General features: G+C 53.9%; 26 protein-coding genes. 6 read left to right on the plus strand and 20 right to left on the minus strand.

Features of this window, described 5'->3' with window-relative positions; genetic code table 11:
* Positions 1-25: 25 nt before the first annotated feature.
* A complete protein-coding gene (locus tag QQJ87_RS05605) occupies positions 26-1,051 on the minus strand; it encodes a type IV pilus twitching motility protein PilT (protein ID WP_284280471.1) in 1,026 nt (341 codons plus the stop codon).
* 34 nt (positions 1,052-1,085) lie between these two features.
* Here QQJ87_RS05605 and QQJ87_RS05610 point away from each other — a divergent pair, with 34 nt between their 5' ends.
* Both QQJ87_RS05610 and proC read left to right on the plus strand, forming a co-directional pair.
* Complete coding sequence (locus QQJ87_RS05610) at positions 1,086-1,793, plus strand: YggS family pyridoxal phosphate-dependent enzyme (RefSeq protein WP_284280519.1); 708 nt, start codon at positions 1,086-1,088, stop codon at positions 1,791-1,793.
* 14 nt (positions 1,794-1,807) lie between these two features.
* Positions 1,808-2,614 carry a pyrroline-5-carboxylate reductase gene (gene proC / locus QQJ87_RS05615; RefSeq protein WP_284280472.1) on the plus strand — a complete coding sequence of 269 codons (807 nt, stop codon included), beginning with the start codon at positions 1,808-1,810 and terminating at the stop codon, positions 2,612-2,614.
* Here proC and ubiA read toward each other — a convergent pair.
* Both ubiA and QQJ87_RS05625 read right to left on the minus strand, forming a co-directional pair.
* On the minus strand, positions 2,611-3,471 hold the full coding sequence (gene ubiA, locus QQJ87_RS05620; protein WP_284280473.1) for a 4-hydroxybenzoate octaprenyltransferase: 861 nt from the start codon (positions 3,469-3,471) through the stop codon (positions 2,611-2,613). The genes proC and ubiA overlap by 4 nt on opposite strands.
* 10 nt (positions 3,472-3,481) lie before the next feature.
* Positions 3,482-4,426: a LysR substrate-binding domain-containing protein gene (locus tag QQJ87_RS05625; protein ID WP_284280474.1), complete on the minus strand. Its 945-nt coding sequence runs from the start codon at positions 4,424-4,426 to the stop codon at positions 3,482-3,484.
* A 126-nt stretch (positions 4,427-4,552) separates the two neighbouring features.
* On the opposite strand from QQJ87_RS05625, the gene QQJ87_RS05630 reads away from it, so the two are divergent.
* Both QQJ87_RS05630 and recG read left to right on the plus strand, forming a co-directional pair.
* On the plus strand, positions 4,553-4,936 hold the full coding sequence (locus QQJ87_RS05630) for a RidA family protein (RefSeq protein ID WP_284280475.1): 384 nt from the start codon (positions 4,553-4,555) through the stop codon (positions 4,934-4,936).
* The gene (gene recG / locus QQJ87_RS05635; RefSeq protein ID WP_284280476.1) at positions 4,926-7,007 is read left to right on the plus strand and encodes an ATP-dependent DNA helicase RecG; all 2,082 of its coding nucleotides are present in this window, start codon (positions 4,926-4,928) and stop codon (positions 7,005-7,007) included. Before QQJ87_RS05630 ends, recG begins: the two co-directional genes overlap by 11 nt.
* Before the next feature lie 65 nt (positions 7,008-7,072).
* Here recG and rplS read toward each other — a convergent pair whose 3' ends face one another.
* The 4 genes from rplS to rpsP form a co-directional block, all read right to left on the minus strand.
* Positions 7,073-7,438: a 50S ribosomal protein L19 gene (gene rplS, locus QQJ87_RS05640; protein ID WP_284280477.1), complete on the minus strand. Its 366-nt coding sequence runs from the start codon at positions 7,436-7,438 to the stop codon at positions 7,073-7,075.
* Positions 7,439-7,523: 85 nt separating this feature from the next.
* A complete protein-coding gene (gene trmD, locus QQJ87_RS05645) occupies positions 7,524-8,270 on the minus strand; it encodes a tRNA (guanosine(37)-N1)-methyltransferase TrmD (RefSeq protein ID WP_284280478.1) in 747 nt (248 codons plus the stop codon).
* On the minus strand, positions 8,267-8,842 hold the full coding sequence (rimM, locus tag QQJ87_RS05650) for a ribosome maturation factor RimM (protein WP_284280479.1): 576 nt from the start codon (positions 8,840-8,842) through the stop codon (positions 8,267-8,269). The genes trmD and rimM overlap by 4 nt, the downstream gene beginning before the upstream one ends.
* A 93-nt stretch (positions 8,843-8,935) precedes the next feature.
* Complete coding sequence (gene rpsP, locus QQJ87_RS05655; RefSeq protein ID WP_284280480.1) at positions 8,936-9,190, minus strand: 30S ribosomal protein S16; 255 nt, start codon at positions 9,188-9,190, stop codon at positions 8,936-8,938.
* A gap of 191 nt (positions 9,191-9,381) precedes the next feature.
* Between rpsP and QQJ87_RS05660 the strand changes: the two genes are divergently transcribed.
* The gene (locus tag QQJ87_RS05660) at positions 9,382-9,738 is read left to right on the plus strand and encodes an NINE protein (protein WP_284280481.1); all 357 of its coding nucleotides are present in this window, start codon (positions 9,382-9,384) and stop codon (positions 9,736-9,738) included.
* A 207-nt stretch (positions 9,739-9,945) separates the two neighbouring features.
* On the opposite strand, the gene rfaD is transcribed toward QQJ87_RS05660, so the two are convergent.
* From rfaD to aroA, 8 genes are all read right to left on the minus strand, one after another.
* A complete protein-coding gene (gene rfaD, locus QQJ87_RS05665) occupies positions 9,946-10,950 on the minus strand; it encodes an ADP-glyceromanno-heptose 6-epimerase (RefSeq protein WP_284280482.1) in 1,005 nt (334 codons plus the stop codon).
* Positions 10,951-10,962: 12 nt separating this feature from the next.
* Positions 10,963-11,892: a D-glycero-beta-D-manno-heptose-7-phosphate kinase gene (rfaE1, locus tag QQJ87_RS05670; protein WP_284280483.1), complete on the minus strand. Its 930-nt coding sequence runs from the start codon at positions 11,890-11,892 to the stop codon at positions 10,963-10,965.
* 8 nt (positions 11,893-11,900) lie between these two features.
* Complete coding sequence (gene lapB / locus QQJ87_RS05675) at positions 11,901-13,085, minus strand: lipopolysaccharide assembly protein LapB (protein ID WP_284280484.1); 1,185 nt, start codon at positions 13,083-13,085, stop codon at positions 11,901-11,903.
* Positions 13,075-13,419, minus strand: a complete 345-nt coding sequence (locus tag QQJ87_RS05680) for a lipopolysaccharide assembly protein LapA domain-containing protein (protein WP_284280485.1) — start codon at positions 13,417-13,419, stop codon at positions 13,075-13,077. The genes lapB and QQJ87_RS05680 overlap by 11 nt, the downstream gene beginning before the upstream one ends.
* A 96-nt stretch (positions 13,420-13,515) precedes the next feature.
* The gene (locus QQJ87_RS05685) at positions 13,516-13,812 is read right to left on the minus strand and encodes an integration host factor subunit beta (protein ID WP_284280486.1); all 297 of its coding nucleotides are present in this window, start codon (positions 13,810-13,812) and stop codon (positions 13,516-13,518) included.
* Between the two features lie 64 nt (positions 13,813-13,876).
* A complete protein-coding gene (rpsA, locus tag QQJ87_RS05690) occupies positions 13,877-15,595 on the minus strand; it encodes a 30S ribosomal protein S1 (RefSeq protein WP_414674888.1) in 1,719 nt (572 codons plus the stop codon).
* 134 nt (positions 15,596-15,729) lie between these two features.
* Entirely contained in the window at positions 15,730-16,401 is a 672-nt protein-coding gene (gene cmk / locus QQJ87_RS05695) for a (d)CMP kinase (protein WP_284280488.1), read from the minus strand.
* Positions 16,398-17,744 (minus strand): 3-phosphoshikimate 1-carboxyvinyltransferase, encoded by a 1,347-nt coding sequence (aroA, locus tag QQJ87_RS05700; RefSeq protein WP_284280489.1) that lies wholly within the window; start codon positions 17,742-17,744, stop codon positions 16,398-16,400. Before aroA ends, cmk begins: the two co-directional genes overlap by 4 nt.
* Positions 17,745-17,842: 98 nt before the next feature.
* On the opposite strand from aroA, the gene QQJ87_RS05705 reads away from it, so the two are divergent.
* Positions 17,843-18,244: a hypothetical protein gene (locus QQJ87_RS05705; protein ID WP_284280490.1), complete on the plus strand. Its 402-nt coding sequence runs from the start codon at positions 17,843-17,845 to the stop codon at positions 18,242-18,244.
* Positions 18,245-18,252: 8 nt separating this feature from the next.
* Here QQJ87_RS05705 and QQJ87_RS05710 read toward each other — a convergent pair whose 3' ends face one another.
* From QQJ87_RS05710 to gyrA, 5 genes are read right to left on the minus strand one after another with little or no spacing between them, the layout of a single operon-like run.
* A complete protein-coding gene (locus tag QQJ87_RS05710; RefSeq protein ID WP_284280491.1) occupies positions 18,253-19,146 on the minus strand; it encodes a prephenate dehydrogenase in 894 nt (297 codons plus the stop codon).
* Positions 19,143-20,270: a histidinol-phosphate transaminase gene (hisC, locus tag QQJ87_RS05715; protein ID WP_284280492.1), complete on the minus strand. Its 1,128-nt coding sequence runs from the start codon at positions 20,268-20,270 to the stop codon at positions 19,143-19,145. The genes QQJ87_RS05710 and hisC overlap by 4 nt, the downstream gene beginning before the upstream one ends.
* A 36-nt stretch (positions 20,271-20,306) precedes the next feature.
* Positions 20,307-21,407 carry a prephenate dehydratase gene (gene pheA / locus QQJ87_RS05720; RefSeq protein ID WP_284280493.1) on the minus strand — a complete coding sequence of 367 codons (1,101 nt, stop codon included), beginning with the start codon at positions 21,405-21,407 and terminating at the stop codon, positions 20,307-20,309.
* Positions 21,407-22,525 carry a 3-phosphoserine/phosphohydroxythreonine transaminase gene (gene serC / locus QQJ87_RS05725; protein ID WP_284280494.1) on the minus strand — a complete coding sequence of 373 codons (1,119 nt, stop codon included), beginning with the start codon at positions 22,523-22,525 and terminating at the stop codon, positions 21,407-21,409. The genes pheA and serC overlap by 1 nt, the downstream gene beginning before the upstream one ends.
* 11 nt (positions 22,526-22,536) lie before the next feature.
* Entirely contained in the window at positions 22,537-25,146 is a 2,610-nt protein-coding gene (gene gyrA / locus QQJ87_RS05730) for a DNA gyrase subunit A (protein ID WP_284280495.1), read from the minus strand.
* Positions 25,147-25,193: the final 47 nt, after the last annotated feature.

Raw genomic sequence — 25,193 nt, forward strand, 5'->3', positions numbered from 1 at the left:
CTTAACCGGAAGCACCAAGGTGAACTTACCGCGTTGACAGTGCACTCATCGCCACTTCCCGGGTGATTTTGCCAGACACCATGAGCTTTTGAACCGACTGCTCCAAGGTGCGCATGCCCTGCTCCGCTCCAGTCTGAATGGCGGACATCATCTGAGCCACTTTGCCTTCCCGAATCAGGTTGCGAATCGGCGCAGTGGCCAGCATGATCTCATGCGCAGCAACTCGCCCTCCAGCATTCTGCTTCAACAAGGTCTGACAGATCACTGCCCTCAAGGACTCAGACAACATGGCCCTCACCATGGATTTATCGGCAGAGGGAAATGCATCGATAATTCGGTCGATTGTTTTGGGTGCAGAAGAGGTGTGCAAAGTCGCAAACACCAGGTGACCTGTTTCTGCCGCGGTCAATGCCAACTGGATTGTCTCCAGATCGCGCATTTCCCCCACCAGAATCACGTCTGGATCTTCGCGCAAGGCAGAGCGTAGCGCAGCGCCAAATGAATGGGTGTGCTCGCCCAACTCACGCTGGTTGATCACGCAATTGATGGGTGTGTGCACAAATTCAATCGGGTCTTCAATGGTCAGAATGTGCGCTTTGTCATTTCTGTTGATCTCGTTGACCATGGCGGCCAAGGTCGTACTTTTGCCTGACCCGGTGGGGCCAGTCACCAACACCAAACCTTTGGGTTCTCTGGCAATGTCTTTGAATACAGAGGGTGCGCCCAGCTCATCCAGACTTTTTACCCGGCTGGGCACAACCCTGAAAGCAGCGGCAGCCCCTCTGCTTTGCATGAATGCATTCACCCGGAAACGGGACAAACCCTCCACAGACGTACTGAAATCACACTCATGGTTTTGTTCCCAGTGCTGAAGCTGAACTTCGGTCATGCAGGATTCGATCAGCTTGTAAACCTCTCTGTGGCTCAAAACGGCATCATTGAGTTTTCGAACCTCACCATCGACCCGAACCATGGGTGGCAGGTCAGCAGACAAATGGAGATCAGATGCATTTTCTTCAACCGTCCATGTCAGCAATTCTGTCAGTGTCATTGGCTATAATCTCCCTTTGTGTTTTCAATCCAGCATCATGTCCAGCGCTCAACGTCTGTCAGACATTCAACTTCGAATCCGGAAAGCCTGCGAGATGGTCAATCGCCCGGTTGAATCCGTCTCGCTGCTGGCAGTCAGTAAAACATTCCCAGCCGAAGCCGTACTTGACTTCGCCAGGCTGGGGCAGACCGCCTTTGGAGAAAACTATCTGCAAGAGGCCGAAGACAAAATCACCCAACTGGCCGACACACCCGAATGCCCAACACTGACCTGGCATTTCATCGGCCCGGTTCAAAGCAACAAAACCAAATCCATTGCGTCCCTGTTTGCCTGGGTACACAGTGTCGATCGACTCAAAATTGCACAACGCCTTTCCAGTCAACGCCCCGCTGAACTGGCCCCTTTGAACATCTTGCTGCAGGTCAATACCTCAGGCGAGGCCAGCAAATCAGGACTGAACCCTGCCGAAGTTGAGGAGGTTGCAAGCACCGTGGCCAAGTTGCCCAACTTGAGCTTGCGCGGGTTGATGACCATTCCAAACCCCGACCATCGCGAAGAAGATTTGCAACACGAGTTTCTAATGTGCAAGTCACTGATGGACAAACTCAACCAGACAGGTTTGCATCTAGACACCCTCTCGATGGGCATGTCCCAAGACCTGGAGACCGCCATTGCTTGCGGATCCACTTGCGTGCGCGTCGGCACGGCCCTGTTCGGCAAACGCGACTATTCAAATCGTTAAAGGAATCATCCGGCATGCGCAACACCCTTTTCATTGGCGGCGGCAACATGGCCTACGCAATCATCAGTGGCCTGCTCAACAAAGGCGCCACGGGTGTCAGTCTGCGGGTTGTAGACCCCAGTGAAGATGCAAAAACCCGCCTGACAGGTCTGGGCGTGCCATGCAGCGCGACCTGGCCGGCAGAATTCGAGTGTGCCCAAGTGGTGTTGGCGGTCAAGCCTCAGGCAATGCCAGACGTACTGAAGCAGTACGAGGCTCATTTGGCAGGCAAACTGCTGATCAGCATTGCTGCTGGCGTCAGCGTAAGCCAACTGCGCCAGTGGAGCGGGCAGGCCAACGCAGCGGTCGCACGCACCATGCCCAACACCCCTGCGTTGGTGGGCAAAGGCATTACGGGCGTGTACTGCACCGACAATTGCACAGACGCCGATCACCGTGAAGTGGAAAGTCTGTTCCGCAGCTGCGGCGAAGTGGTCAACCTGACCAGCGAAGATGACATCAATGCCATTACCGCCATTTCCGGCAGCGGGCCGGGTTATGTTTTTTACTGGATGGAAGCCTTGGCCAAAGCAGCCCAGGAACTGGGGTTCAATGAATCGCAGGCCCGCCTGCTGGTCAATCACACCTTTCTGGGTTCGGCCTCACTGGCTGTGCAGTCAGACGAGTCTTTGTCCACACTTCGGGAACGCGTAACCAGCAAAGGCGGCACCACGTTTGCAGGGTTGGAGACCTTGAGAAAGCACCAGGTTGCCGACGGCATTGTAGAGGGTGCCAAAGCGGCTTATGCGCGAGCAATCGAGTTGCAGGGCCCCAAGCCTTAACGAAGGGCAAATTGCCCCACAAATCCGGCAAACAGCACTGCACCAAACCAGTTGTTGTGCAGAAAAGCCTTGAAACACGCCTGCCTGTCACGGTGCCGAATCAAAGCAAAGTGATAGCAGGCCACAAGGCCCGCAGCGATCACGCCCAGCCAGAATGGCCAGCTGTAGGCCTGTACCAGCCCCAACACCACAAACAAGGCCAGACAGACTGCGTAGCAAATCATGATGCCGGTGATGTCAAAGCGCCCCAAGGTGATCGCTGCCGTGCGAATGTTCAATTTCAGATCGTCATTTTTGTCGACCAGCGCATACTCGGTGTCATAGGCAACGGTCCAGAACACATTGGCCACAAAAATCAGCCACCCCTGCCACGGAACCGCCCCTTGAACGGCCACAAAGGCCATCGGAATCGAAAACCCGAAGGCGATTCCCAGGTAAGCCTGCGGCATCGGAAAAAACCGCTTGGTGAATGGATACGAACCTGCCAAAAAAACGGCTGGCACACTCATGGCAATCACTTTCCAGCCCAATGGCAGTGTAATCAACAGTGAAACCAAAGACAGCCCAATGGCAAGCCCCACCGCCTCGGTGGAAGAAATACGCCCTGCAGTCAACGGTCTTTCCCGGGTTCGCTCAACGTGCAAATCGATGTCTCGATCCGCAAAATCATTGATCGCACAACCGGCCGACCGCATCAGCACAACACCCAGCAGAAACACCACAAGAATTTTTAAATCGGGAATGCCTTGGCTGGCCAACCACAACCCCCACAAGGTCGGCCAGAGCAAAAGCAAAATACCAATGGGCTTGTGAAGGCGCAGCAATTGCCAGTAATCGCGCAGACGGGAAGAACGCATCAATCTTGCCCTATCGCACCATTTGAGGTGAATCAATCATCGTCACCCCATTCAATGGGCAGGCCGCAATGCCTTCAATCAGGGCATCAATGGCCTCTTTGCGCACAAAGCTTTTACGCCAAACCAAAGCCACAGTGCGCCGCGTGTCATCGTCTTTCAAGGGCACATAAGTCAACAGTGACCCTGCGGGAACTGGCGAAGGCACCGAGCTGGAGGGCAACATTGTGATTCCGATGCCAGAGGCCACCATGTGACGAATGGTTTCAAGAGAACTGCCTTCAAAAGTGCGCTGAATGCCCTCTGACGACTGAGAAAAACGCGACATTTCGGGACAAACCCCCAAAACCTGATCCCGAAAACAATGGCCAGCACCGAGCAACAGCATATTCTCATCCCGCAGCTCGTCGGCCCCCAGGCTCTCGCGCTTGGCCCACCGGTGTGACTTGGGCACAGCCACCACAAAAGGCTCCTCATACAGGGGCTGAATCACAAAACCAGACTCATTGATCGGCAAAGCCAGTATGGCCACATCAATTTCACCCTGCCGAAGCAACTCAAGCAATTTCACCGTGAAATTTTCCTGGAGCAACAAAGGCATGCTGGGTACCTTTTCAATCATGTGTGCCACCAGGGATGGCAAAAGATAAGGTCCGATTGTGTAGATGACACCAACCCGCAGCGGCCCCGCCAAGGGGTCCATGCCCATCATCGCAAGCGCCTTGATGGCAGAGGCCTCCTCAAGCACCCGCTGAGCCTGCACAACAATCCGCTCGCCAACAGGCGTCAGCGAGACCTCGCTGGAACCCCGTTCAAACAAGGCGACGCCCAGCTCGTCCTCCAACTTTTTGATGGCCACAGACAGCGTGGGCTGGCTGACGTAACAGGCATCTGCTGCACGACCAAAATGCTTTTCACGCGCGAGGGCGACAATGTATTTGAGCTCGGTCAGTGTCATATAAAAAACCTATCGAAAATAGCCAACCTATTATTGCAAAGGCAGAACCGTGAAGCAAGTCAAAGCCTGAAATTCACTCAGACAGCGTTATCATTTCAAGCTTCTTGCATTCAAATACACACAGACATGACCAGCAAAAGGATTGTTTCAACGAGCGGCGCCCCAGCGGCAATTGGCCCCTACAGCCAAGCTGTACAAGTGGGCAACATGGTTTACACATCCGGCCAGATTGGTCTGAACCCCTCCACAGGCGAACTGGTGGGGCCAAGCACCGCCGAGCAGGCCCGCCAGGCATTCAACAATCTCAAAGCTGTGGCAGAAAAGGCCGGTGGCAGCTTGGCGAGCGTGGTTAAATTCACCCTTTTTCTGACCGACCTTTCTGAATTCGCCGAAGTCAACGCGATCATGCAAGAATTCGTGCCACAACCCTACCCTGCCCGCAGCACCGTGGGTGTGGCCAGCCTGCCAAAGGGCGCGCGGTTTGAAGTTGAAGCCATACTTGTCATCTAACCCGTCTTTCCCCGAACTGGAACCCCTGCCAAGCAGCATCAGCGAACAAGCAGGGGGTCTTCTTCACGCCTCACACTGGATGGGTCTTGCCCTCCACCTGCCACTGCGATTTGAAGACCACGCCACGCTGACGGCCATGGACTCACTGACGGTTGGGCAGAAGGTCAATCTGAACGCCACCGTGATGGCCAAAGAAGTGCAATACCAGCCTCGCAAACAACTGAAAGTCTGGGTGCAAGACGGCGACACAGAATTGCTTCTGCGCTGGCTTCATTTTTACCCGGGTTTGATTCAAAAGCTGGAAGAAGGCACGCAGCTGCTGATCAGCGGACAGATACGACAAAGCTATGGATGTCTTGAAATCGTGCACCCACAAATCAAAATCAGTCGTTTGGGGCAGATTGGAGAATCCAGCGTTTCAAGCGCAAATCAAGCTGTACAAAAGCTGGAACCCGTTTACCCAAGCACTGGGCAACTGAAACAGGCGCAGTGGCGGGCATGGATGAAAAAGCTGCCAAGGGCCTGCTTTGAAGACACGCTCACCGAACAGCAGTGCAAGGCACATGGATTAATGCCTCTGAATGAGGCACTGAACACGCTGCATGGCGAGGCCGAGCCTCATTTGCTGTTCGACCTCAACCAAAGAACTCACCCGGCCTGGACGCGCCTCAAGGTCGACGAATTGCTGGCGCAGCAATTGTTGCTTCAGGTTTACAGAACGCAGCGAACCCAGGAAAAGGCAGAAACACTGCCGATTGGCAAGAGCAATCTGATCAATGCGTTTTTGAGGCAATTGCCCTTCCGATTGACCGGTGCCCAACAGCGCGCCCTGCTTGAAATTCAACAGGATCTGGCGAAACCTTATCCCATGCAACGTCTGTTGCAGGGCGACGTGGGCAGCGGAAAAACCCTGGTGGCCGCGCTGGCCTGCCTGACTGCGGTTGAACATGGCAAACAGGCAGCCATTCTTGCGCCCACCGAGGTGCTTGCCGAACAGCACTACTTCAAGTTGAAACCCTTACTGGACAAAGTGAACGTGCACAGTGCAAAGCTGCTGGGCAACCTCAAGAAAAGCGAAAAAAACAGGGTGTTGGCTTCGCTGGCGGATGGCAGTTGCCAGGTGGTGATCGGCACCCACGCACTGGTGCAAGAAGCCGTGGCGTTCAATCGCCTCGCCTTGGTCATTGTGGATGAGCAGCACCGATTTGGCGTCGCACAGCGTCTGGAGTTGATACGAAAAGCCCCGCCAGGTTATCTTGCCCATCAACTCATGATGAGCGCCACACCCATTCCCCGCACACTTGCACAAACGTATCTGTCCGACTTATCAGTCTCCAACCTGGACGAAAAGCCACCTGGGCGAAAACCCATCATCACCAAATTGCTTTCGCAAGGAAAACGTGATCAGTTGATTCAAGCCATTGAACTGGAAATCAACCAGGGCCGACAGGTGTACTGGGTGTGTCCACTCATTGAGGAAAGTGAAAAGCTCGATCTACAGGCAGCGCAAGCCACCTACGAGGGCCTTCTTGAGGCGCTGCCAAAGCACCGGATTGGCCTGCTGCATGGCAAACAGGACAGCAAAGAAAAGCAGTCCACCATGCAAGCATTCAGTGCTGGTGGCATCGACCTGCTGGTTTCAACCACTGTCATTGAGGTCGGGGTCGACGTGGGCAACGCCAGCCTGATGGTGATTGATCAGGCCGAACGATTTGGACTGGCGCAACTGCACCAATTGCGCGGTCGCGTGGGGCGCGGTGAGAATCAAAGCGTGTGTGTGCTGCTCTATGGCAACCCACTTTCAGCGACCGCAAAAGCGCGTCTGAAGGCCATGCATGAGAGCGACGATGGTTTCTTTCTGGCTGAAAAAGACCTTGAAATCAGGGGACCAGGGGAATTGCTGGGTAAACGACAATCGGGAATGCCGATGCTGAGGTATGCAGACCCAATGACAGAACGAACCTTGCTGCAAAAGGCCAGAACCATCGCCACAGAAATGAACCCCGACAGTGCTCAGGCTCAAAGGCACATCCGTCGCTGGACGGAAGAAACGCCCTGGTGGCTTTCCTAGTCAATCGCTCAAAAAAAAAACCGCCACAGACATGGCGGCTTTTTTGTTTGCCTGACAGGGTCAAATTACTTGACGCGCTGTGGCAACTTTTCCTTGATGCGTGCGGACTTGCCTGAACGCTCTCGGAGGTAATACAGCTTCGCACGGCGAACATCACCACGACGCTTCACTTCGATCTGTTCAATCAGTGGAGAGTACAGCTGAAACGTACGCTCTACACCTTCGCCAGAAGAGATTTTGCGAACGATGAACGAGGAGTTCAAACCACGGTTGCGCTTTGCAATCACGATGCCTTCGTAGGCCTGCAAGCGAGAACGACTGCCCTCGACCACGCGTACGCTGACAACGACTGTGTCACCAGGTGCAAAAGAAGGGATTTCTTTGCCCAAACGAGCAATCTCTTCCTGCTCCAATTGTTGAATCAAATTCATAACAAGCTCCATGCATCATTCACGGCCATTTCGAATGCTTGGCCCGAAAGCCAGGTGGTTTGCCGCCAGAGGATGAATTAAATAATCAAACCTTTTTGCCACCGCTTGAACCCGTGTTATTCACCGATTCATAGTCTGCAAGCAGGTCGGGACGAAATTTTCTGGTGTATTCAAGAGACTTCTCAAAACGCCAGCCCGCTATTTTGCCATGATTTCCAGACAAAAGCACCTCCGGAACTGAAATATTTTCAAAGACTTCCGGACGAGTGTAGTGCGGGCAATCCAGCAAACCACTTTCAAATGATTCTTCCACCGCCGAGAGGGCGTGATTCAGAACATCCGGCAGGAGTCGGACCCAGGCATCAATCATGCACGCCACAGCCAATTCCCCGCCTGACAACACAAAATCACCCAGACAAAAAGTGGCATCGACGTAGGAGTCGATAAACCGCTGGTCTACCCCCTCATAACGACCACACAAGAAAATGGCACCGGCGGATTGCGCCTTCAAAGCGCGAATTTCGGTCTGCTTCAGCAAAGGGCCATGCGGTGTTAAATAAACGAGCTTTGCATCGTCCCCCCGCTCTCTACGGATGGCTTGCAGACAACGAACCAATGGCTCTGCCAGCATCACCATGCCGGGGCCTCCGCCGTAAGGCCTGTCGTCAATGGTGCGATGGGGATCGTCGGTGAAATCGCGCGGATTCCAGCACTTCAGGCTTAGCAAGCCTTTTTTTTGCGCTCGCCCCACCACGCCCAGTTCAACCAGCGCCGGAAACTGATCTGGAAAAATGGTGATCACGTCAAAGCGGGGGGCTGTCTGAGTGCTCAAAGGTAGTCGTCCTCCCAATCAGCCACAATTCGCTTCTCAGTCAGCGTCACCTCTGAAACATACGCTTGGACAAACGGAATCAAAAGATCGTCCTTTCTGTCGGCACGCGTCACGATCAATATGGCATGGGCACCATGGTCAATGACAGCCTTGACCACGCCCAACGCATTGCCCAAGGTGCTGGTGACCGCACATCCGATTAAATCAACCCAGTAATATTCTCCATCCTCGGCTTTCGGAAACCGGGACCGAGGCACGTACACCCGCCGCCCTTTCATGGATTGTGCAAGTTCACGGGACTCAATGCCTTCCAGATGGGCGACCAAACGCCCGGCATGCCGCTTGACTGCAAGTACCCGAAACAACTCAAACTCAAGGTCGTCGGGGGCAATTAAAGCTTTGCGCACCGCACCAGAATCAGCCCCTTGTGCCCGAAGTCTGGATATCCACCAGCTGCTAGCTTTCAACAAAACCGCTGGGTCTTCTGTGTCGGGAAACACATTCACCCAGCCTTTCAGGCCATAGGGCTCGTTAATACGACCCAACTCAACGAGATCATCTGGTGGCGTCATGGCTTCAAATTCACAGCTGCTGTGTCAAAAAAACAAAAAGCCCGCGAGCACAGAATGCCCACGGACTTTCAGGATACTGCAAAGACAGTCGAATCAAGCAGCCTGTTTCTTGCTGTATTCGCCGACCAAGCGCTCAACGGTGGATGACAGCTGGGCACCAACGCCTTGCCAGTAAGTCAAACGATCCATGGCGATGCGCAGGCCTTCCGTGCTTTCCGGAGCCATTGGGTTGTAAAAACCGATGCGTTCGATAAAACGACCATCACGGCGGCTGCGGGAATCAGCTGCAACCACGCTGTAGAAAGGACGCTTTTTTGAACCGCCCCGTGCAAGTCGAATGACGACCATATTAACCTCTATGAAAATGTTGCCTCAGCATTTACCCAAAACAGGTCAAGGTAAAAACCGCCGGCATTGTGTCAGTGTTTGCCTACCATGCGTGCCCAGCCGATTTGCTTCAAGTGGGTTAAAGGCACACAATGCGATAACCCGCTATTATATCGGTCAGTTCTCGTTCACACAAGTTAAATTGCAAACCAATGACCCAAACTCCTCAAACAGCTCCGAAATCCAAACTTGTCTTTTGCTGGCTGGCATTGCTGACCGGCTTTGCGGGCGGGCACTGGATCTACATGCGCAACAACAAACGCTGGATTTGGTATGTGGTGTGCTTTCCACTATCGGCATTTGCCGGCTGGGTAGACGCCATGCGATTCGGGTTAATGCCAGACCCGCAGTTTAACGCGCGCTTCAATTCAAACATTGCAGCCCCGAAATCGCAAACAACACCACTGGTAATCATCGCGGTCATTCTGAGCTTAAGCGTAGGAACCATCGCCTTAATGAGTTCACTGGCCGTGCTGGTGCAACTCTATCTGGCAGGATATGCAGGCTAAAAAAAACCCGCCACTGGGGCGGGTTTAAACAGGGCTTGAGGAGACAGAGACACTCACCTCATGAATTTGTAAGAGAACAAACCAATTCGGTGAATCATTGGCCTAGCTTGAAATTCACAAAACAACCACGCTTCATTCAAGTTTGTCGTGTCAAGTACACGATGCAACCAACGTAGAATAAGTGGCTCCCCAAAAAATTTAGTTCATTTACTTGGTGTATTTCTTAATCAGTCGTTCGACATAACGCTGCACACCTTCTTCCACTGAGTAGAAATCACCCGCGTAACCGGCCGCGCGCAACCGGGTCAGATCGGCTTGCGTAAAACATTGATACTTGCCTTTCAAGGCTTCTGGAAATTCAATATACTGAATGTGCCCTTGCCCAACCGCTTCACCGAGCGTCAAACTTGCATCCCCCCGCGAACGCCTGAGCGTATTCAAGGTGGTCAATGCCACATCATTGAAATTTTGGGCACGCCCCGTCCCGAGGTTGTAGACGCCCCAAGGGGCCTCAGGATGATCCAGGAAGTGCAAATTGACTTTCACCACATCTTCAATCGACACAAAATCGCGCTGCTGACAGCCTGCCTCGCAACCACCGTACGGGCCAAACAGCTTCACAACACCGGATTCATTGAACTGATTGAAGTTGTGAAACGCCACAGAGGCCATGCGCCCCTTGTGCTGCTCGCGATCACCATACACGTTGAAGTAGCGAAATCCATGAACAGGCGCAGTCAAACCCAGCTGCAATTGCCGCCTTAGCACCTGATCAAACAAAAACTTGGAATACCCATAAACATTCAGGGGCGCCTCAACCTCACGACTTTCGACAAACTCGCTGCTGCCGCCGTACACCGCAGCCGATGAGGCATACAACATGTGCACGTGATGTTTCTGGGCCCAATCAAACACCGCCTGCGTGTATTTGAAGTTGTTGGCCATCATGTAGTTGCCATTGTGCTCCATGGTGTCTGAACAGGCACCCTCGTGAAAAATGGCATCCGCATGCGAAAACGCACCATTTTTGATCAATTCGAGAAATTCATTCTTGTCGAGATAATCGGATATCTCGCAATCCACCAGATTCAAAAACTTGTCACCCTTGGTCAGGTTGTCCACCGCCACCACATCCGTAATGCCGCGGTTGTTCAGTGCCTTCACCAGGTTGCTGCCAATAAAGCCGGCGGCGCCGGTCACAATTACTTTCATGATTACTTGTCCTTACTGAATCTCTAGTTCTTCGGGCAGAATGACTGCTGTACCCAGCTTGCCAACGACCACGCCACCGGCACGGTTGGCCAGGGTCACGCTGTCTTGGATGGACAAACCCGCACCCAGACCACAGGCCAATGTGGCGATCACCGTGTCGCCCGCTCCTGACACATCAAACACCTCGCGCGCTTGTGCAGGAACATGAAACACCCCATCCTGATTGAACAGCGTCATGCCCTCCTCGGATCGCGTCAGCAACAAGGCTCCAACATTCAATCGCTCCCGCAAACTGTGGGCCTTTTCGTGCAATTGTGCTTCGGTTTTCCAGCCGCCCATCACCTGCTTGAATTCGGCTCGGTTGGGCGTTAAGACTGAAGCCCCCATGTACTTGTTGTAATCGTCCCCTTTGGGGTCGACCAGCGTGGTTTTACCGGCCTTGCGTGCGCGTTCAATCATGTCCGCGACATGCTCCAAGGCCCCCTTGCCATAATCAGAAAACACCACCACATCGCAAGTGGGCAAAGCCTGATCAAACAAATCGAGTTTGGTGGACAGGTGCTCAGGGCTTGGCCTTTCTTCAAAATCAATTCGAACCAGCTGTTGCTGGCGGGCAATCACGCGCAACTTCACCGTGGTGGGAAACAGGGGATCCTTTAAAAGTTGTGACCGGACCCCACTTTGCGCCAACAAGGTTTCCACTTGCCTGCCGGGTTCGTCGTCGCCCACAACACCCATCAAACCAATACTGGCCCCCAGTGAGCTTGCATTCAGGGCCACGTTGGCCGCTCCCCCCAATCGCTCTTCTTTCTTGCCCACAAGAACCACTGGCACGGGTGCCTCGGGTGAAATGCGCTCGACATCACCAAACCAGTAGCGATCCAGCATGACATCCCCAACCACCAAAATTCGGGCACCGGAAAAACGGTCTTTGACAGACATCTCTATCCTCAGGAAACAGGGTAAAAATCAAGTTCCTCAGCCCTGCGAGGAACAATCGAGTCCCAGCTGGCACAACCGGGGCACTGCCAATAAAATTTGCGCGCCTGGAACCCACAGGACTGGCATCTGTAACGCTCAAGCCGTTGTGTGTGCTTGGCGATGAGCTCACGTGTCAGCCTCAAATCCTGACCTCGATCGTCATCCATGCCGCCTTTCAATTGATGTTCCAGTAGCTTGTCCAAGCCAAGCAGGCTCGGACGCGATCTCACCTCGTCGCGAAGCAGTTCAAAGGCAGCGCTTGCGCCCTGCAAATCCTCGGCAGCCTTGACAAGGACCAGCAAGAGATCAATCGACGGGTATTTCCGGCAATAATCCTGAATGGCGGCAAAACCAGCCTGCCTGCGATCCAGTCGGACATAGGCCTCCCACATTTTGGGACCCACCAGCGGCAAGTACCAAGGGTTTTGTCGCTCGGCATTGCGCCATTGATCAATCGCCTCTTCAAATGCACCCTGGGCAAAATAAATTTCTCCCAGCATCAGCGAAGCGCGTACGCTGGAAGGCTCTGTCTCCAGCGCGTTCTCAAGGTGCTGACGCGCCTGTTCAGCCTTGCCAGCCTCAAGTTCCTGACTGGCCAGTTCACAATAAAAGTGCGCAATGTCTCCCACAGGCACTTCAGCACCAAACTGACGAAGAATATGGGCTTGCTCAATCGCTCTGTCCCACGCTTTTTCAAGTTCGTACAGCTCCAGAAGTTGCCTGGCCGCCTCTGCCTTCAAGTCTGTGTTGGCGAGGCTGCAAAACGCATTTTCAGCACGATCCAGGATACCAGCCCTCAAAAAGTCAACACCCAGTTCGTAAGTGGCCCTTTCGCGGTCTGCCCCTTGGATCTGTTCCCGGCTTGTCAAAAACTGATGCACACGAATCGCCCGGTCGATTTCACCCTTTTTGCGAAACAGGTTTGCAAGCGCAAAATGCAGCTCAACGGTATTGGTGTCCACAGAAGCCACTTCCAGAAAGGCATCGATGGCCTTGTCCGGCTGTTCACTCAACAGAAAATTGACGCCTTTGAAATAGGAGGCTGGCAATTGACCTTGTCTTGATTTGTTGTCTCTGTTTTCAAGACGTGCTGCAAACCACCCTAAACTGAACAACAAGGGGATGATCAGCAACCACCACGCTTCAAACTCCATGGGTGGGTCCTATTGGCAGGGCCAGCAGATTTTCATCGGGTGCACCCGCTTGCACAGGGGTTTGTGATGGATTGGAAGAAACCGATTTCTCGGCCTTGGCCAAGGCTTTGTTGGCAACAGTGGCGTTGCGTTTGGCTTTCCACCAAGACGGCAGCAGCATTAACCAGGCAAACACAGCACCCAGCAAAAAGGCACCGAGTAGTGCCAACACCAAAGGCGCCTGGGTCGCAAGACCTGGCGCCCAGTTAACAGTCACCAATTCGGTGTTTCGAACAGAGAAAACAAGAACCAGAAGAAAGAGTGCAATGCGTATGCACCAGGAAAGAATTTTCACCGTGTGGCCCCTCATTGTAGTTATAAAACTTGGCGCGTTTGAATCGGCCAATATTACACCCTACAACAGCCGGGCTAACACAGTGAATGGTCCGATTCAGTCCTTAGACTTGGAGTATAAATCAACTCGCTCGCGAAGCTCTTTGCCCGGCTTAAAGTGCGGCACCCGCTTTTCCGGCACAACAACCTGCTCTCCGGATTTTGGATTTCTACCGACCCGCTGGGGACGCTTGGTCAGCGAGAAGCTGCCAAATCCGCGGATCTCAATACGCTGCCCTTCAGCCAGAGACTGGGACATGGTGTCCAGAATGCTTTTCACAGCGAAGTCCGTGTCACGCACCGGCAACTTTGGGAAACGCTTGACCAACTGATTGATAAGTTCTGATTTTGTCATGGTACGAAGGCAAAAAAGGGCGCTTTACCCGTATGAAGCAAAGCGCCCTGATTCAAAGCACGAATTACTGGTTGTTCAACTTGGCCTTGAGCAATGCACCCAGGCTGGTTGTACCAGCAGAACCAGCACTTTCCTCGGCAATCTTCTTCATTGCCTCGTCGGTGTCAATCTGGTCTTTCGCCTTGATGGACAAGCTGATTGAACGACTCTTGCGATCCACGTTCAATACCATGGCGGTCACTGAGTCGCCGTCTTTGTAGACGTTGCGAGCATCTTCCACGCGGTCTGTGGAAATTTCAGATGCGCGCAGGTAGCCTTCAACGTCGTCGCCCAGATCAACAACCACGCCCTTGGCGTCCACTGACTTCACAGTACCGGTCACCATGCTTCCGCGGTCATTGGAAGACGCGAATACGGTGAAAGGATCGCCAGACAGTTGCTTGATACCCAGGCTGATGCGCTCACGCTCTGTGTCGATGGCCAATACCAGTGCCTCAACTTCGTCGCCTTTCTTGAAGCGACGAACAGCCTCTTCGCCTGTTTCGTTCCAAGACAAGTCGGACAGGTGTACCAATCCATCGATGCCACCAGGCAGACCGATGAACACGCCAAAGTCGGTGATTGACTTGATGGCGCCAGACACTTTGTCGCCTTTCTTGAAGTTGGTGGAGAAGTCTTCCCATGGGTTTGGCAGACACTGCTTCATGCCCAAGCTGATACGACGACGATCTTCGTCGATCTCCAGAACCATGACTTCCACTTCATCACCCAGAGTAACCACTTTCTTGGGATCCACGTTTTTGTTGGTCCAGTCCATTTCAGACACGTGAACCAAACCTTCGATGCCCTGCTCAACTTCAACAAACGCACCGTAATCGGTGATGTTGGTGACTTTGCCGAACAAGCGGGTCTGTGCGGGGTAACGACGTGACAAACCGATCCATGGATCGTCGCCAAGCTGCTTCACACCCAGGGACACGCGGTTCTTGTCCTGATCGAACTTCAGTACTTTGGCTTCGATCTCTTCGCCAACAGTCAACACCTCGGACGGATGGCGAACACGGCGCCATGCCAGGTCGGTGATGTGCAGCAGACCGTCGATACCGCCGAGGTCCACGAACGCACCGTAGTCGGTGATGTTCTTGACGATACCCTTGACCACTGAACCTTCCTGCAGGTTGGACAGAAGCTTCTCGCGCTCTTCACCCATGGTGGCCTCAACCACAGCACGGCGTGACAGCACAACGTTGTTGCGCTTGCGATCCAGCTTGATAACCTTGAATTCCAGGGTTTTGCCTTCAAATGGGGTGGTGTCTTTAACAGGACGCACGTCTACCAGTGAGCCAGGCAAGAAAGCGCGAATGCTGTTGACCATGACAGTAAGGCCACCTTTGACCTTGCCAGTGATCGTACCGGTAACCAACTCGCCGGATTCCAGGGCTTGCTCAAGATTCAGCCATGCGGACAGGCGTTTGGCCTTGTCACGTGACAGGCGTGTCTCGCCGTATCCATCTTCCAGTGCCTCGATGGCCACGGAAATGAAGTCACCTGGATTCACTTCCACGTTGCCGTGGTCGTCCTTGAATTCTTCCAGGGGGATGTAACTTTCAGATTTCAGCCCTGCATTGACTACAACGTAGTTGTAATCCACACGGACGACTTCAGCCGTAATGACTTCGCCAATGCGCATTTCTTGGCGGGACAGGCTTTCCTCGAAAAGTGCTTCAAAACTTTCCGTGGCTCGGTTTGTTGCGTTATCGGTCATAAATTTGAGAATGTACACGCTCTCGCGGGATGCGAAGCGGAGTTGTTAAACGCCTTTCCCTGCTTTGGGTCCGGCGGCTTTGTGCCCTGAAAGTTCTCAGGACAAAACGGGTACTGCAAGGGTCAAGATGATAGCAAGAAAACCTTTAGGCATCAAGCCTTTAAATACCAGGCCTTGACCGTGTTGACCACCTCATCGATCGACATGTCGGAGCAATCCAACACGTGTGCCCCCTCACAGGGTTTCAAGGGCGCCACCGCCCTTTCAGTGTCACGCTTGTCTCTGGCCTGCAAATCAGCAAGAATGACAGCCAGATCAGCCGACTCACCCCGCTCAATCAGTTGCCGGTGCCTGCGCTCGGCGCGCGTTTGGGCCGAGGCAGTTAGGAACACCTTGAGCGCCGCGTCAGGAAACACCACAGACCCCATGTCACGCCCATCGGCCACCAAGCCAGATCCACGGCGAAAGTCTCGCTGGCGCTGCAGCAAATGCCCACGCAAGGATGGAATGACAGCCAATCTGGACGCCATGGTTCCAGCCTCTTCGGATCGGATGGACTCAGTGACGTCCTTTCCGCCCAAATAAATACGATCAGCCCTGAATTCGACAGGCAAAGAGGCCGCCAAGGCATCAAGCTTGCGCAAATCGGATTCGCTTTCAGGGAACAGACCGTGCGCCAACGCCGCCACAGCCAAAACGCGATAGATGGCACCGCTGTCGAGATAGTTATAGCCCAACTCGCGGGCAACTCGGCCAGCAATGGTTCCTTTGCCAGAAGCAGTGGGGCCATCGATGGCGATCACGGGAATGGAATGATCCATCATGCCCGCCCCTTGACTGCCGAGATATTCAAGCCCAACTGGCTTGCCAAAGTGACAAAGCCGGGAAACGAGGTGTCCACCGTCTGAGCGCCCCGAATCCGCATGGTGCCCTCAGCCCGAATGGCAGCCACAGCAAACGACATGGCAATCCGGTGGTCGCCTTGGGATTCAATGACTGTGCCTTGATAACGAAGCCCGGATTTGTAGCCAAGGCCCTGAATAATCATGCCATCTTCGGTCGGCTGGGCATTGACACCGCAAGCCTGTAACCCGTTGGCCATCACCGCAATCCGGTCAGACTCTTTGACGCGAAGTTCTTCAGCACCAGTGAGCACGGTTTCGCCAACTGCGTTGGCCGCTGCGACAAACAACACGGGAAACTCGTCAATGGCAATTGGCACCAGATGTTCAGGAATGCGAATGCCTTTCAACTTCGCACTGCGCACGCGCACATCGGCAACTGGCTCGCCGCCAATTGTGGCGTGATTCGACAACTCGATGTTCGCCCCCATGGCCAACAGAATGTCAATCACGCCAGCTCGAGTGGGGTTCAGCCCTACATGCTTCAGCGTAATGTCTGCATTTTCACAAATGGACGCGGCAACCATGAAAAAAGCCGCCGAAGACACGTCGGACGGCACATCGATCTTGCAGGCTTTAAGAGTTTGCCCGCCCTGCAATCGAACCGTACTGCCTTCGGTTTTTACATCCACACCAAATCCGCGAAGCATGCGTTCGGTGTGGTCGCGAGTGACCGCTGGCTCGGTCACAGTGGTGACGCCATCGGCGTACAATCCGGCAAGCAACACGCAGCTTTTGACCTGCGCAGAGGCCATCGGCAGTGAATAATCAATGGCCTTAACGGCCCCTTTGCCATGAATATGGAGCGGAGGGCGACTGCCCTCGCCGGCCTCCACCCGCACCCCCATCAGAGTCAGGGGATCGATCACTCGCTTCATGGGTCGCTTGCTCAGGCTTTCATCGCCAATCAGTGTCACGTCAAAACGCTGACCACTCATCAGGCCGGCAATCAGTCGCATCGAAGTGCCCGAATTGCCGCAGTCCAACGGTGCAGTTGGCGCTTTCAAACCATGCAAGCCGACTCCGTGAACCCGCACCCGACCTTGATCTGGACCTTCGATGTAAACCCCCATGGCACGAAATGCGTTCATAGTGGCAAGCGCGTCTTCGCCTTCCAGAAATCCTTCGATGTCAGTTACACCGTCGGCCAGTGAGCCCATCATGATTGATCGGTGGGAGATCGACTTGTCGCCGGGTACCCGGGCCAGGCCAGACATTCGGGCTGTACTCGCGACATGAAATTCTGTAAGGTTCAAGTAAGACATATAAGATCCAGAATCTAACCACAATTGAGGGGTAGTTATTACCACCAGTTTGGGAGCATTATACGGGTAGACGATTTAAATCGCGCCAGGGGGAAGACATGCATTCACAACTATCGCAACATGCCTATTTCGACTGGCTGGAGTCTGTTGAAGACGGCTCACTGACTTTGCAGGCTGAACGTTTTCTCTTTGTGGTGCCCGGTGAAATCGTGCCCTCTTTCACAACACTTTTCACACCCGATCTAATCAACATTGCAGTGGGCTCACTGAATGTCGATCTGTCCAATCCCAGTGAAACGCACTGGCAGGCACTGGCCGATCGGGTCGCTACCATCGTTCGCAATGAAGATTGCTACGGCGTCAGCGAACCCATCCAAATTCAGCGGATACAAAGCGAACTCCAGACGCTGGAAGACTGGTTGAGAAAACAGGCCAACCTGACTCGTTTGTCAGTGGAAGTTGGCCACGTTGATGCTGGCGTCGTAAAAAGCGCCGCCTGACCTTACAGTCAGGCCTGCGTCCAGTTTTTTCGGAAGACCGAGGCCCTGGTCAGGGTCTTTTCTATTTCTGAACGATTGCCCTGCTCAATGGCATGACGCAAGTCGGCAATCGTCGATTCAAACGCACTCAAAGAACGAAGCATTGCAGTGGCGTTGTTTTGAAAGATATCAGCCCACATTTCGGGCGAACTGGCAGCAATTCGAGTGAAATCCCGAAAACCAGCGCCCCCTTCCAACATGAAACGCTCCCCATTGGGTGTATCGAGCAATGCAGCCACGTAGGCAAACGCCAAAAAATGCGGCAGGTGACTGACCGCACCAAACATGTCGTCATGGTCTGCGGGGTTCATTCGACTGAGCCGGGCACCCATGGCGTTCCAGAAGCTTTCAACTTTGGCCACGGTGCCTTCCGACACGGCATCTGACGCACAAACGATGCAATTGCGATCCACAAAGAGGTCAGGGCTGGCTGCAGATGGCCCCTGCTTCTCGCCACCGGCAATGGGATGAACACCCACAAACCGCGATCTCAAGCCCGGAAACTGCAGATCCAGCTCGTCGACCACAGCTTGCACGTCTGTTTTTGTGCTGCCCGCATCAAATATCAGACAACTGGCCGGCAATACCGGTAAGAAATCCATCAAAACCTTGCGATATTGCTGCACAGGAATAGACAAGACCACGGCGTCGACGTTTCTCAAGTTGAAATCACCGGGGCCGGTGATGCATTCATCCACCAAGCCCAAGCGCAGGGCTTCATGCGTGGTTTCAAGACGCCGAGAGAACCCCAGAACATGGCGAACCAAACCACGCTTGCGCGCAGACAGGCAAACGGAGCCTCCGATCAGACCCACACCAATTGCCAGCATGTTCTTGAAAATTGGACTGGCCTCCTTGTTCATGCCTGATCCAGCACAGCCAGCGCGTGGGGCATTTCAGCCAGCAAACGTGCATTTTCAGCAGGTAGACCCACTGAAATACGCAACCACTGTGGCAGGCCATAATTGCCGACAGGGCGCACAATCACGCCTCGACGTTGCAAGGCGTCAAACACCAAAGCGCCCGCGTTGTCCGCAGTGCCCACTTTCACCAAGACAAAATTACCTGCTGAAGGAAGCACTTCGAGCCCAAGGGCTTGAAGACCTTGCGTCAGCACTGCGCGACCTTCCCGGTTTAGCTCGAATGTCTTTTTGAGAAACGCGGCGTCGTCCAGCGCGGCCTCCGCCGCAGCAAGGGCAATGGAGTTGACATTGAAAGGCTGCCGAACCCGGTTCATCAGGTCTGCAACCTCTGAAGAAGACACACTGTAGCCGACCCGCAGACCCGCCAAACCATAGGCCTTGGAGAAACTGCGCGACACCAGAAGGTTGGGGAAACGCGTAATCCACTGCGTGGCGTCGTATTGCTGATCGGTTTCAAGAAACTCGTTGTAGGCCTCGTCCAACACAATCAAGACATCCGAGGGCGCCTTTTCCAGAAATGCCAGCAGTTGTTTTTCTGTCAAAAATGTGCCGGTTGGATTGTTCGGATTGGCTACAAAAACCACCCGGGTGTTTTCATCGATCGTGGCCAGGAATGCGTCCAGATCGTGGCCATAATTCAAGGCCGGCACCACCTTGGCCTGTGCACCACACCCCTGCGTCGCAAGTGGATACACGGCAAACGCATATTGTGAAAACACGGAATTGGACCCGGCTTTCAAAAACGCCTTGGCAGCCAACTCCAGAATGTCATTCGAGCCGTTGCCAAGCGTGATTTGCTCGGCTGCCACGCCATGCCTTTCACTGAGTTTACGTTTCAGTGAAAAGCCGTTGGCGTCCGGGTAGCGGCCCAAGTCAAGTGCAGCCTGTGCGATGGCAACCTTGGCTTTTTCGCCCAGTCCAAGTGGATTCTCATTGGATGCAAGCTTCACCACGGTCTCTGGGTTCAAACCCAGTTCACGAACCAGCTCAGCGGCAGGCTTGCCTGCGCGATACGGGGCGATTTCCCTGACAAACGAGGGTGCCTTTTCAGTGAGGATACTCATGTGTGCTGTCCAGATTCAATTCAGATTGGTTGTCGGTTAGGCCTTCACGTCCCTCTGCGCCGCGGGGTAAGAACCCAACACACGGAGAAAGGACGTTGTTCTTTTAAGCTGATCAAGTGCACGCGCTACCGCAGCGTCGGTTTGATGGCCCTGCAAATCGATGAAAAAATTGTATTCCCACTTGCCCGTTTTGGCGGGTCGCGATTCCAGACGCGTCAGAGACACATTTTCAGCATTGAAAGGCTCGAGCATTTTGTAGACAGCACCAGGCTGATTGGGCACCGACGCAACCAGACTCGTTTTGTCTGCCCCGGACGGGCCTGTGGCCTGCCGACCCAGCACCAGAAAACGCGTGGTGTTGTTGACATCGTCCTGAATGTGTTCCTGAAATGCCTTTAATTGGTATCGGTCTTTGGCCGCCTCACCGGCGATGGCCGCTATGGTGGCGTCCTGTTGGGCCATGCTGGCGCCTTGGGCGTTGCTGGAAACCGCCTCTTGCTCGATACCCGGTGCGTACTGGCGCAGCCAGTTACGGCATTGAGCGAGCGCCTGAGGATGGGCGCAAATCTTCCGAATACCCTCCAGGGAGCCGGTTTGGCACAGCAGCTGATGATGAATAGGCAAGAGTACCTCGCCACAAATCAACAAATCTGAGCCCACCAGGGCATCCAGCGTGCGCGCAACCGAGCCCTCTGTCGAATTCTCAACGGGCACCACTGCAAAATCGGTGATCTCTGCCTGCACCTGTCGACACGCTTCTTCAATGCTTTCAACGGGCTCGGCAACCACACAATGCCCAAAAAAGCGCCAAACCGCCTGTTCACTGTAGGTTCCCAAAGGCCCCAGAAAGGCGACCTGGACCTCCCGTTCCAGCGAGCGACAAGCGGACATAATCTGTTTAAACAGCAGATTGATGTGCCCGACATTCAGTGGACCCGTGTTGCTGGCGTTCAATTTGTCCAGAACCTGGGCCTCTCGCTCAGGGCGCATGACGGGAGCATCTGTTTTCGCTTTGACATGCCCGATGGCTTGTGCAAGACGGGCACGCTCATTCAATAACTGCAGCAACTGCTGGTCAATGGCGTCAATTTGATCCCGAAACTGGAGTAAATCGCCTGAAATCTTGGGTTCTGTCATCAGGCCACCTCTTTTTCGAATTCGCGCATGAACTCGGTCAAAGCCAGTACGCCTTCATAGGGCATGGCGTTGTAGATCGACGCACGCATTCCGCCTACCGATTTGTGACCTTTCAATTGCACCAAACCGCGATTCGCGGCGTCACTTAAAAACCGGGCATTCAGACTTTCATCAGCCAACACAAACGGGACGTTCATTTTTGAACGGTCTTCTGGCCGGACAGGGCTTGTGTAAAACTGACTGTCGTCAATGGTTTTGTAAAGCAAGGCAGACTTGCGCTGCGCCTCGGCTTGCGCCCAGGCCACACCGCCCTTGCGTTTGAGCCAATCAAAGACCAGACCCGCAATGTAAATGGCATAGGTGGGTGGAGTGTTGTACATCGACCCGTTTTCGGCCACAGTGGCAAATTCAAAAGCGGAGGGGCAATGGTCGATCGACCGCCCCAGCAAGCGCTTTTCGATGACCACCAAAGTCACCCCAGCAGGCCCGATGTTTTTCTGGGCGCCGCCGTATACCAACCCATGGCAATTCCAGTCGATCGGACGGGAGAGAATGTTGGATGACATGTCAGAGACAACCGGGAAAGCCAGCTGGCTAGCAATTTGCTCAATTTGACCGTTGAACTCGACCCCACCAATCGTTTCGTTGTCGCAAAAATGAAGATAAGCGTACTTTTTGGACTTGAGTGAGTCGACCAATGCGCCACAGTCAGGCACATAAGAGCCTGCCTTGAATTGCCCCAAATCGGCGTCGTTGGACAACACGACATCTGCACGGCCATATTTGGCAAATTCTTTGGCGGTCTTTTTGGACCAGGAACCGGTGTTGACAAAGGCTGCAGCGTCAAACCCACGGAGCAGATTCATGGGAACGATCGCATTCATGCCCACGGCACCGCCCTGCATGAAAAGTACATCGTGTGTCTCTGGAATGGACAACAAGTCAACAAGACCGCGTTTGGCGTGCTCGAAGATCTCGGTGTACTCGGGGCTACGGTGGCTCATTTCCATCACCGAGAGACCCTTTCCACGCCAGTCCAGCATTTCTTCAGCGGCCTGTTTCAGCACTTCTTCCGGGAGGGTGGCGGGTCCTGCCGAAAAATTCCAAACTCTGCTCATGGTTTCAGTGCTTACGCCTCACTGTCTGTTGAGTCATCAGACTCGCTTGATTCACCCTCTTCACCCACATCCGATTCAACAATACGCTGAAGACCGGACAGGCGCGTTCCTTCATCGACGGAGATCAGGGTTACGCCCTGAGTGGCGCGACCCATTTCGCGAATTTCAGCCACACGCGTGCGCACCAACACACCACCAGTGGTGATCAGCATGATCTCGTCCGTCGGATTGACCAACACCGCCGACACCACGCGACCGTTGCGCTCGGAGGTCTGGATTGCAATCATGCCCTTGGTGCCACGCCCATGTCTTGTGTACTCTGCAACAGGTGTGCGCTTGCCATATCCATTCTCAGTGGCGGTCAGCACCGATTGGTCCTCAGACTCCGCCACCAACAGGGCGATCACCCGCTGACCGTCCTCAAGGTTCATACCCCTTACACCTCGGGCGTTTCGGCCCATGGCGCGCACGTCATTTTCATCAAAACGCACTGCCTTGCCTGAGTCAGAGAACAGCATGACGTCGTGCTTGCCGTCCGTCATGGCCGCACCGATCAGGTAATCGCCTTCGTCCAGGGTACAGGCAATGATTCCACGCTTCATGGGCCGTGAAAAATCAGACAGACGTGATTTTTTGACGGTACCCAGGCTGGTGGCCATGAATACGAATTTCTCATCTTCAAATTCTTTCACGGGCAGAACTGCGGTAATTTTCTCGCCTTCGGCCAATGGGAACATGTTGATGATGGGGCGCCCCCTGGAGGTGCGCGATCCTTGTGGCACCTCGTATACCTTCAACCAGTAAACCCGACCCGCGTTGGAGAAGTAGAGAATGGTGTCGTGGGTGTTGGCCACAAACAGGTAGTCGATCCAATCGTCTTCTTTGGTGGTAGCGGCCTGCTTGCCTCGCCCGCCCCGCTTTTGCGCGCGGTATTCGGTCAGTGGCTGACTCTTGATGTAACCGGAATGAGACAGGGTGACCACCATGTCTTGCGGGGTAATCAGATCCTCAGTGCCCAGTTCAGTTGCGTTGAACTCGATTTGCGATTTCCGCTCATCGCCAAACTCGTTGACAATTGCGGTCAGCTCGTCCTTGATGATCTGGTTAATGCGTTCGGGCTTGCTCAGAATGTCCAACAAATCGGCAATCAGGTCAATCACCTCTCGGTATTCACCGATGATCTTTTCCTGCTCAAGCCCGGTCAGGCGTTGCAGACGCATGTTCAGAATTTCTTGCGCCTGCACTTCGCTCAGGCAATACAAGCCATTGTCTTGAATACCAAATCGCACGGGCAAACCTTCAGGCCGGAAGGCTTTCATGCCACCAGCACCCTCAAAGTCGGTTCGACTCAGCATTTCTCGCACCAGGGAAGAGTCCCATGAACGAGCCATCAGTTCAGATTTGGCCACTGGCGGTGTTGGCGCTGCCTTGATAATGGCGATGAACTCATCGATGTTGGCCAATGCCACCGCCAAACCTTCCAGCACATGGCCACGCTCTCGCGCCTTGCGCAAGTTGAACACGGTGCGGCGTGTGACCACTTCCCTGCGGTGTTGCAGGAAGTACATGATCAGCTGCTTGAGATTCAGCAAGCGTGGCTGACCATCCACCAAGGCAACCATGTTGATGCCGAATGTGTCCTGCAGCTGCGTGTTCTTGTACAGGTTATTCAGAATGACTTCGGGCACTTCACCACGCTTGAGCTCGATCACAACGCGGATGCCGTCCTTGTCAGACTCATCGCGAATGTCGGAAATGCCTTCAATCTTCTTTTCAGAGACGAGTTCTGCAATCCGCTCCAGCAAACTCTTCTTGTTGACCTGATAGGGCAACTCATCCACGATGATTGAGCTGCGGTTTCCCTTGTCCAGCTCTTCAAAGTGGGTTTTGGCGCGCATGACGACACGCCCACGGCCAGTGCGATAGCCTTCACGAACCCCTGCGATACCGTAAATAATGCCGGCTGTCGGAAAATCGGGCGCCGGAATCATTTCGATCAATTCGTCGATGGTGCATTCGGGGTTGTCAATTGCAAACAGACAAGCGCCCACCACTTCGCGCAGATTGTGCGGAGGCATGTTGGTTGCCATGCCCACTGCAATGCCAGAAGAGCCATTGACCAGCAGATTGGGGAAGCGGGCTGGCAGCACCTTGGGCTCTTTTTCACTGCCATCGTAGTTGGGGCCGAAATCGACAGTCTCTTTGTCGATGTCGTGCAGCATTTCATGGGCAATTTTGTCCAACCGAATTTCGGTATATCGCATGGCCGCTGCGTTGTCGCCGTCAATCGAGCCGAAGTTACCCTGGCCGTCCACCAGGGTGTAGCGCAATGAGAAGTCCTGGGCCATGCGAACGATGGTGTCATACACAGCAGAATCGCCGTGAGGGTGATACTTACCGATGACATCACCCACGATACGGGCCGATTTTTTGTAGGCCCGGTTCCAATCGTTGTTCAACTCATGCATGGCGAACAGAACGCGCCGGTGCACGGGCTTCAAACCATCTCGAACATCAGGCAGGGCTCGACCGACGATCACGCTCATGGCGTAATCGAGGTAAGACCGCCGCATTTCCTCTTCAAGGCTGATGGGAAGGGTTTCTTTTGCGAAAGAGTCCATGTTTTGTTTTTTCTTTAAATGACAGCGCGACTTGCAAGCTCTTGATT

This window comes from Limnobacter litoralis (assembly GCF_030160455.1).
Lineage (GTDB): Bacteria > Pseudomonadota > Gammaproteobacteria > Burkholderiales > Burkholderiaceae_B > Limnobacter > Limnobacter litoralis.

Bases quoted from the DNA above. Each gene is read 5' to 3' on its own strand.
- QQJ87_RS05660 (WP_284280481.1), top strand. From the start codon at position 9,382: ATGACCCAAACTCCTCAAACAGCTCCGAAATCCAAACTTGTCTTTTGC.
- QQJ87_RS05685 (WP_284280486.1), bottom strand. From the start codon at position 13,812: ATGACAAAATCAGAACTTATCAATCAGTTGGTCAAGCGTTTCCCAAAG.
- QQJ87_RS05705 (WP_284280490.1), top strand. From the start codon at position 17,843: ATGCATTCACAACTATCGCAACATGCCTATTTCGACTGGCTGGAGTCT.
- rfaD (WP_284280482.1), bottom strand. From the start codon at position 10,950: ATGAAAGTAATTGTGACCGGCGCCGCCGGCTTTATTGGCAGCAACCTG.
- QQJ87_RS05625 (WP_284280474.1), bottom strand. From the start codon at position 4,426: ATGACACTGACCGAGCTCAAATACATTGTCGCCCTCGCGCGTGAAAAG.
- rimM (WP_284280479.1), bottom strand. From the start codon at position 8,842: ATGACGCCACCAGATGATCTCGTTGAGTTGGGTCGTATTAACGAGCCC.
- lapB (WP_284280484.1), bottom strand. From the start codon at position 13,085: ATGGAGTTTGAAGCGTGGTGGTTGCTGATCATCCCCTTGTTGTTCAGT.
- serC (WP_284280494.1), bottom strand. From the start codon at position 22,525: ATGAGCAGAGTTTGGAATTTTTCGGCAGGACCCGCCACCCTCCCGGAA.
- rplS (WP_284280477.1), bottom strand. From the start codon at position 7,438: ATGAATTTGATTCAACAATTGGAGCAGGAAGAGATTGCTCGTTTGGGC.
- ubiA (WP_284280473.1), bottom strand. From the start codon at position 3,471: ATGCGTTCTTCCCGTCTGCGCGATTACTGGCAATTGCTGCGCCTTCAC.
- QQJ87_RS05710 (WP_284280491.1), bottom strand. From the start codon at position 19,146: ATGAACAAGGAGGCCAGTCCAATTTTCAAGAACATGCTGGCAATTGGT.
- QQJ87_RS05605 (WP_284280471.1), bottom strand. From the start codon at position 1,051: ATGACACTGACAGAATTGCTGACATGGACGGTTGAAGAAAATGCATCT.
- pheA (WP_284280493.1), bottom strand. From the start codon at position 21,407: ATGACAGAACCCAAGATTTCAGGCGATTTACTCCAGTTTCGGGATCAA.
- cmk (WP_284280488.1), bottom strand. From the start codon at position 16,401: ATGATGGATCATTCCATTCCCGTGATCGCCATCGATGGCCCCACTGCT.
- gyrA (WP_284280495.1), bottom strand. From the start codon at position 25,146: ATGGACTCTTTCGCAAAAGAAACCCTTCCCATCAGCCTTGAAGAGGAA.
- QQJ87_RS05630 (WP_284280475.1), top strand. From the start codon at position 4,553: ATGACCAGCAAAAGGATTGTTTCAACGAGCGGCGCCCCAGCGGCAATT.
- rpsP (WP_284280480.1), bottom strand. From the start codon at position 9,190: ATGGTCGTCATTCGACTTGCACGGGGCGGTTCAAAAAAGCGTCCTTTC.
- aroA (WP_284280489.1), bottom strand. From the start codon at position 17,744: ATGTCTTACTTGAACCTTACAGAATTTCATGTCGCGAGTACAGCCCGA.
- rfaE1 (WP_284280483.1), bottom strand. From the start codon at position 11,892: ATGTCTGTCAAAGACCGTTTTTCCGGTGCCCGAATTTTGGTGGTTGGG.
- proC (WP_284280472.1), top strand. From the start codon at position 1,808: ATGCGCAACACCCTTTTCATTGGCGGCGGCAACATGGCCTACGCAATC.
- hisC (WP_284280492.1), bottom strand. From the start codon at position 20,270: ATGAGTATCCTCACTGAAAAGGCACCCTCGTTTGTCAGGGAAATCGCC.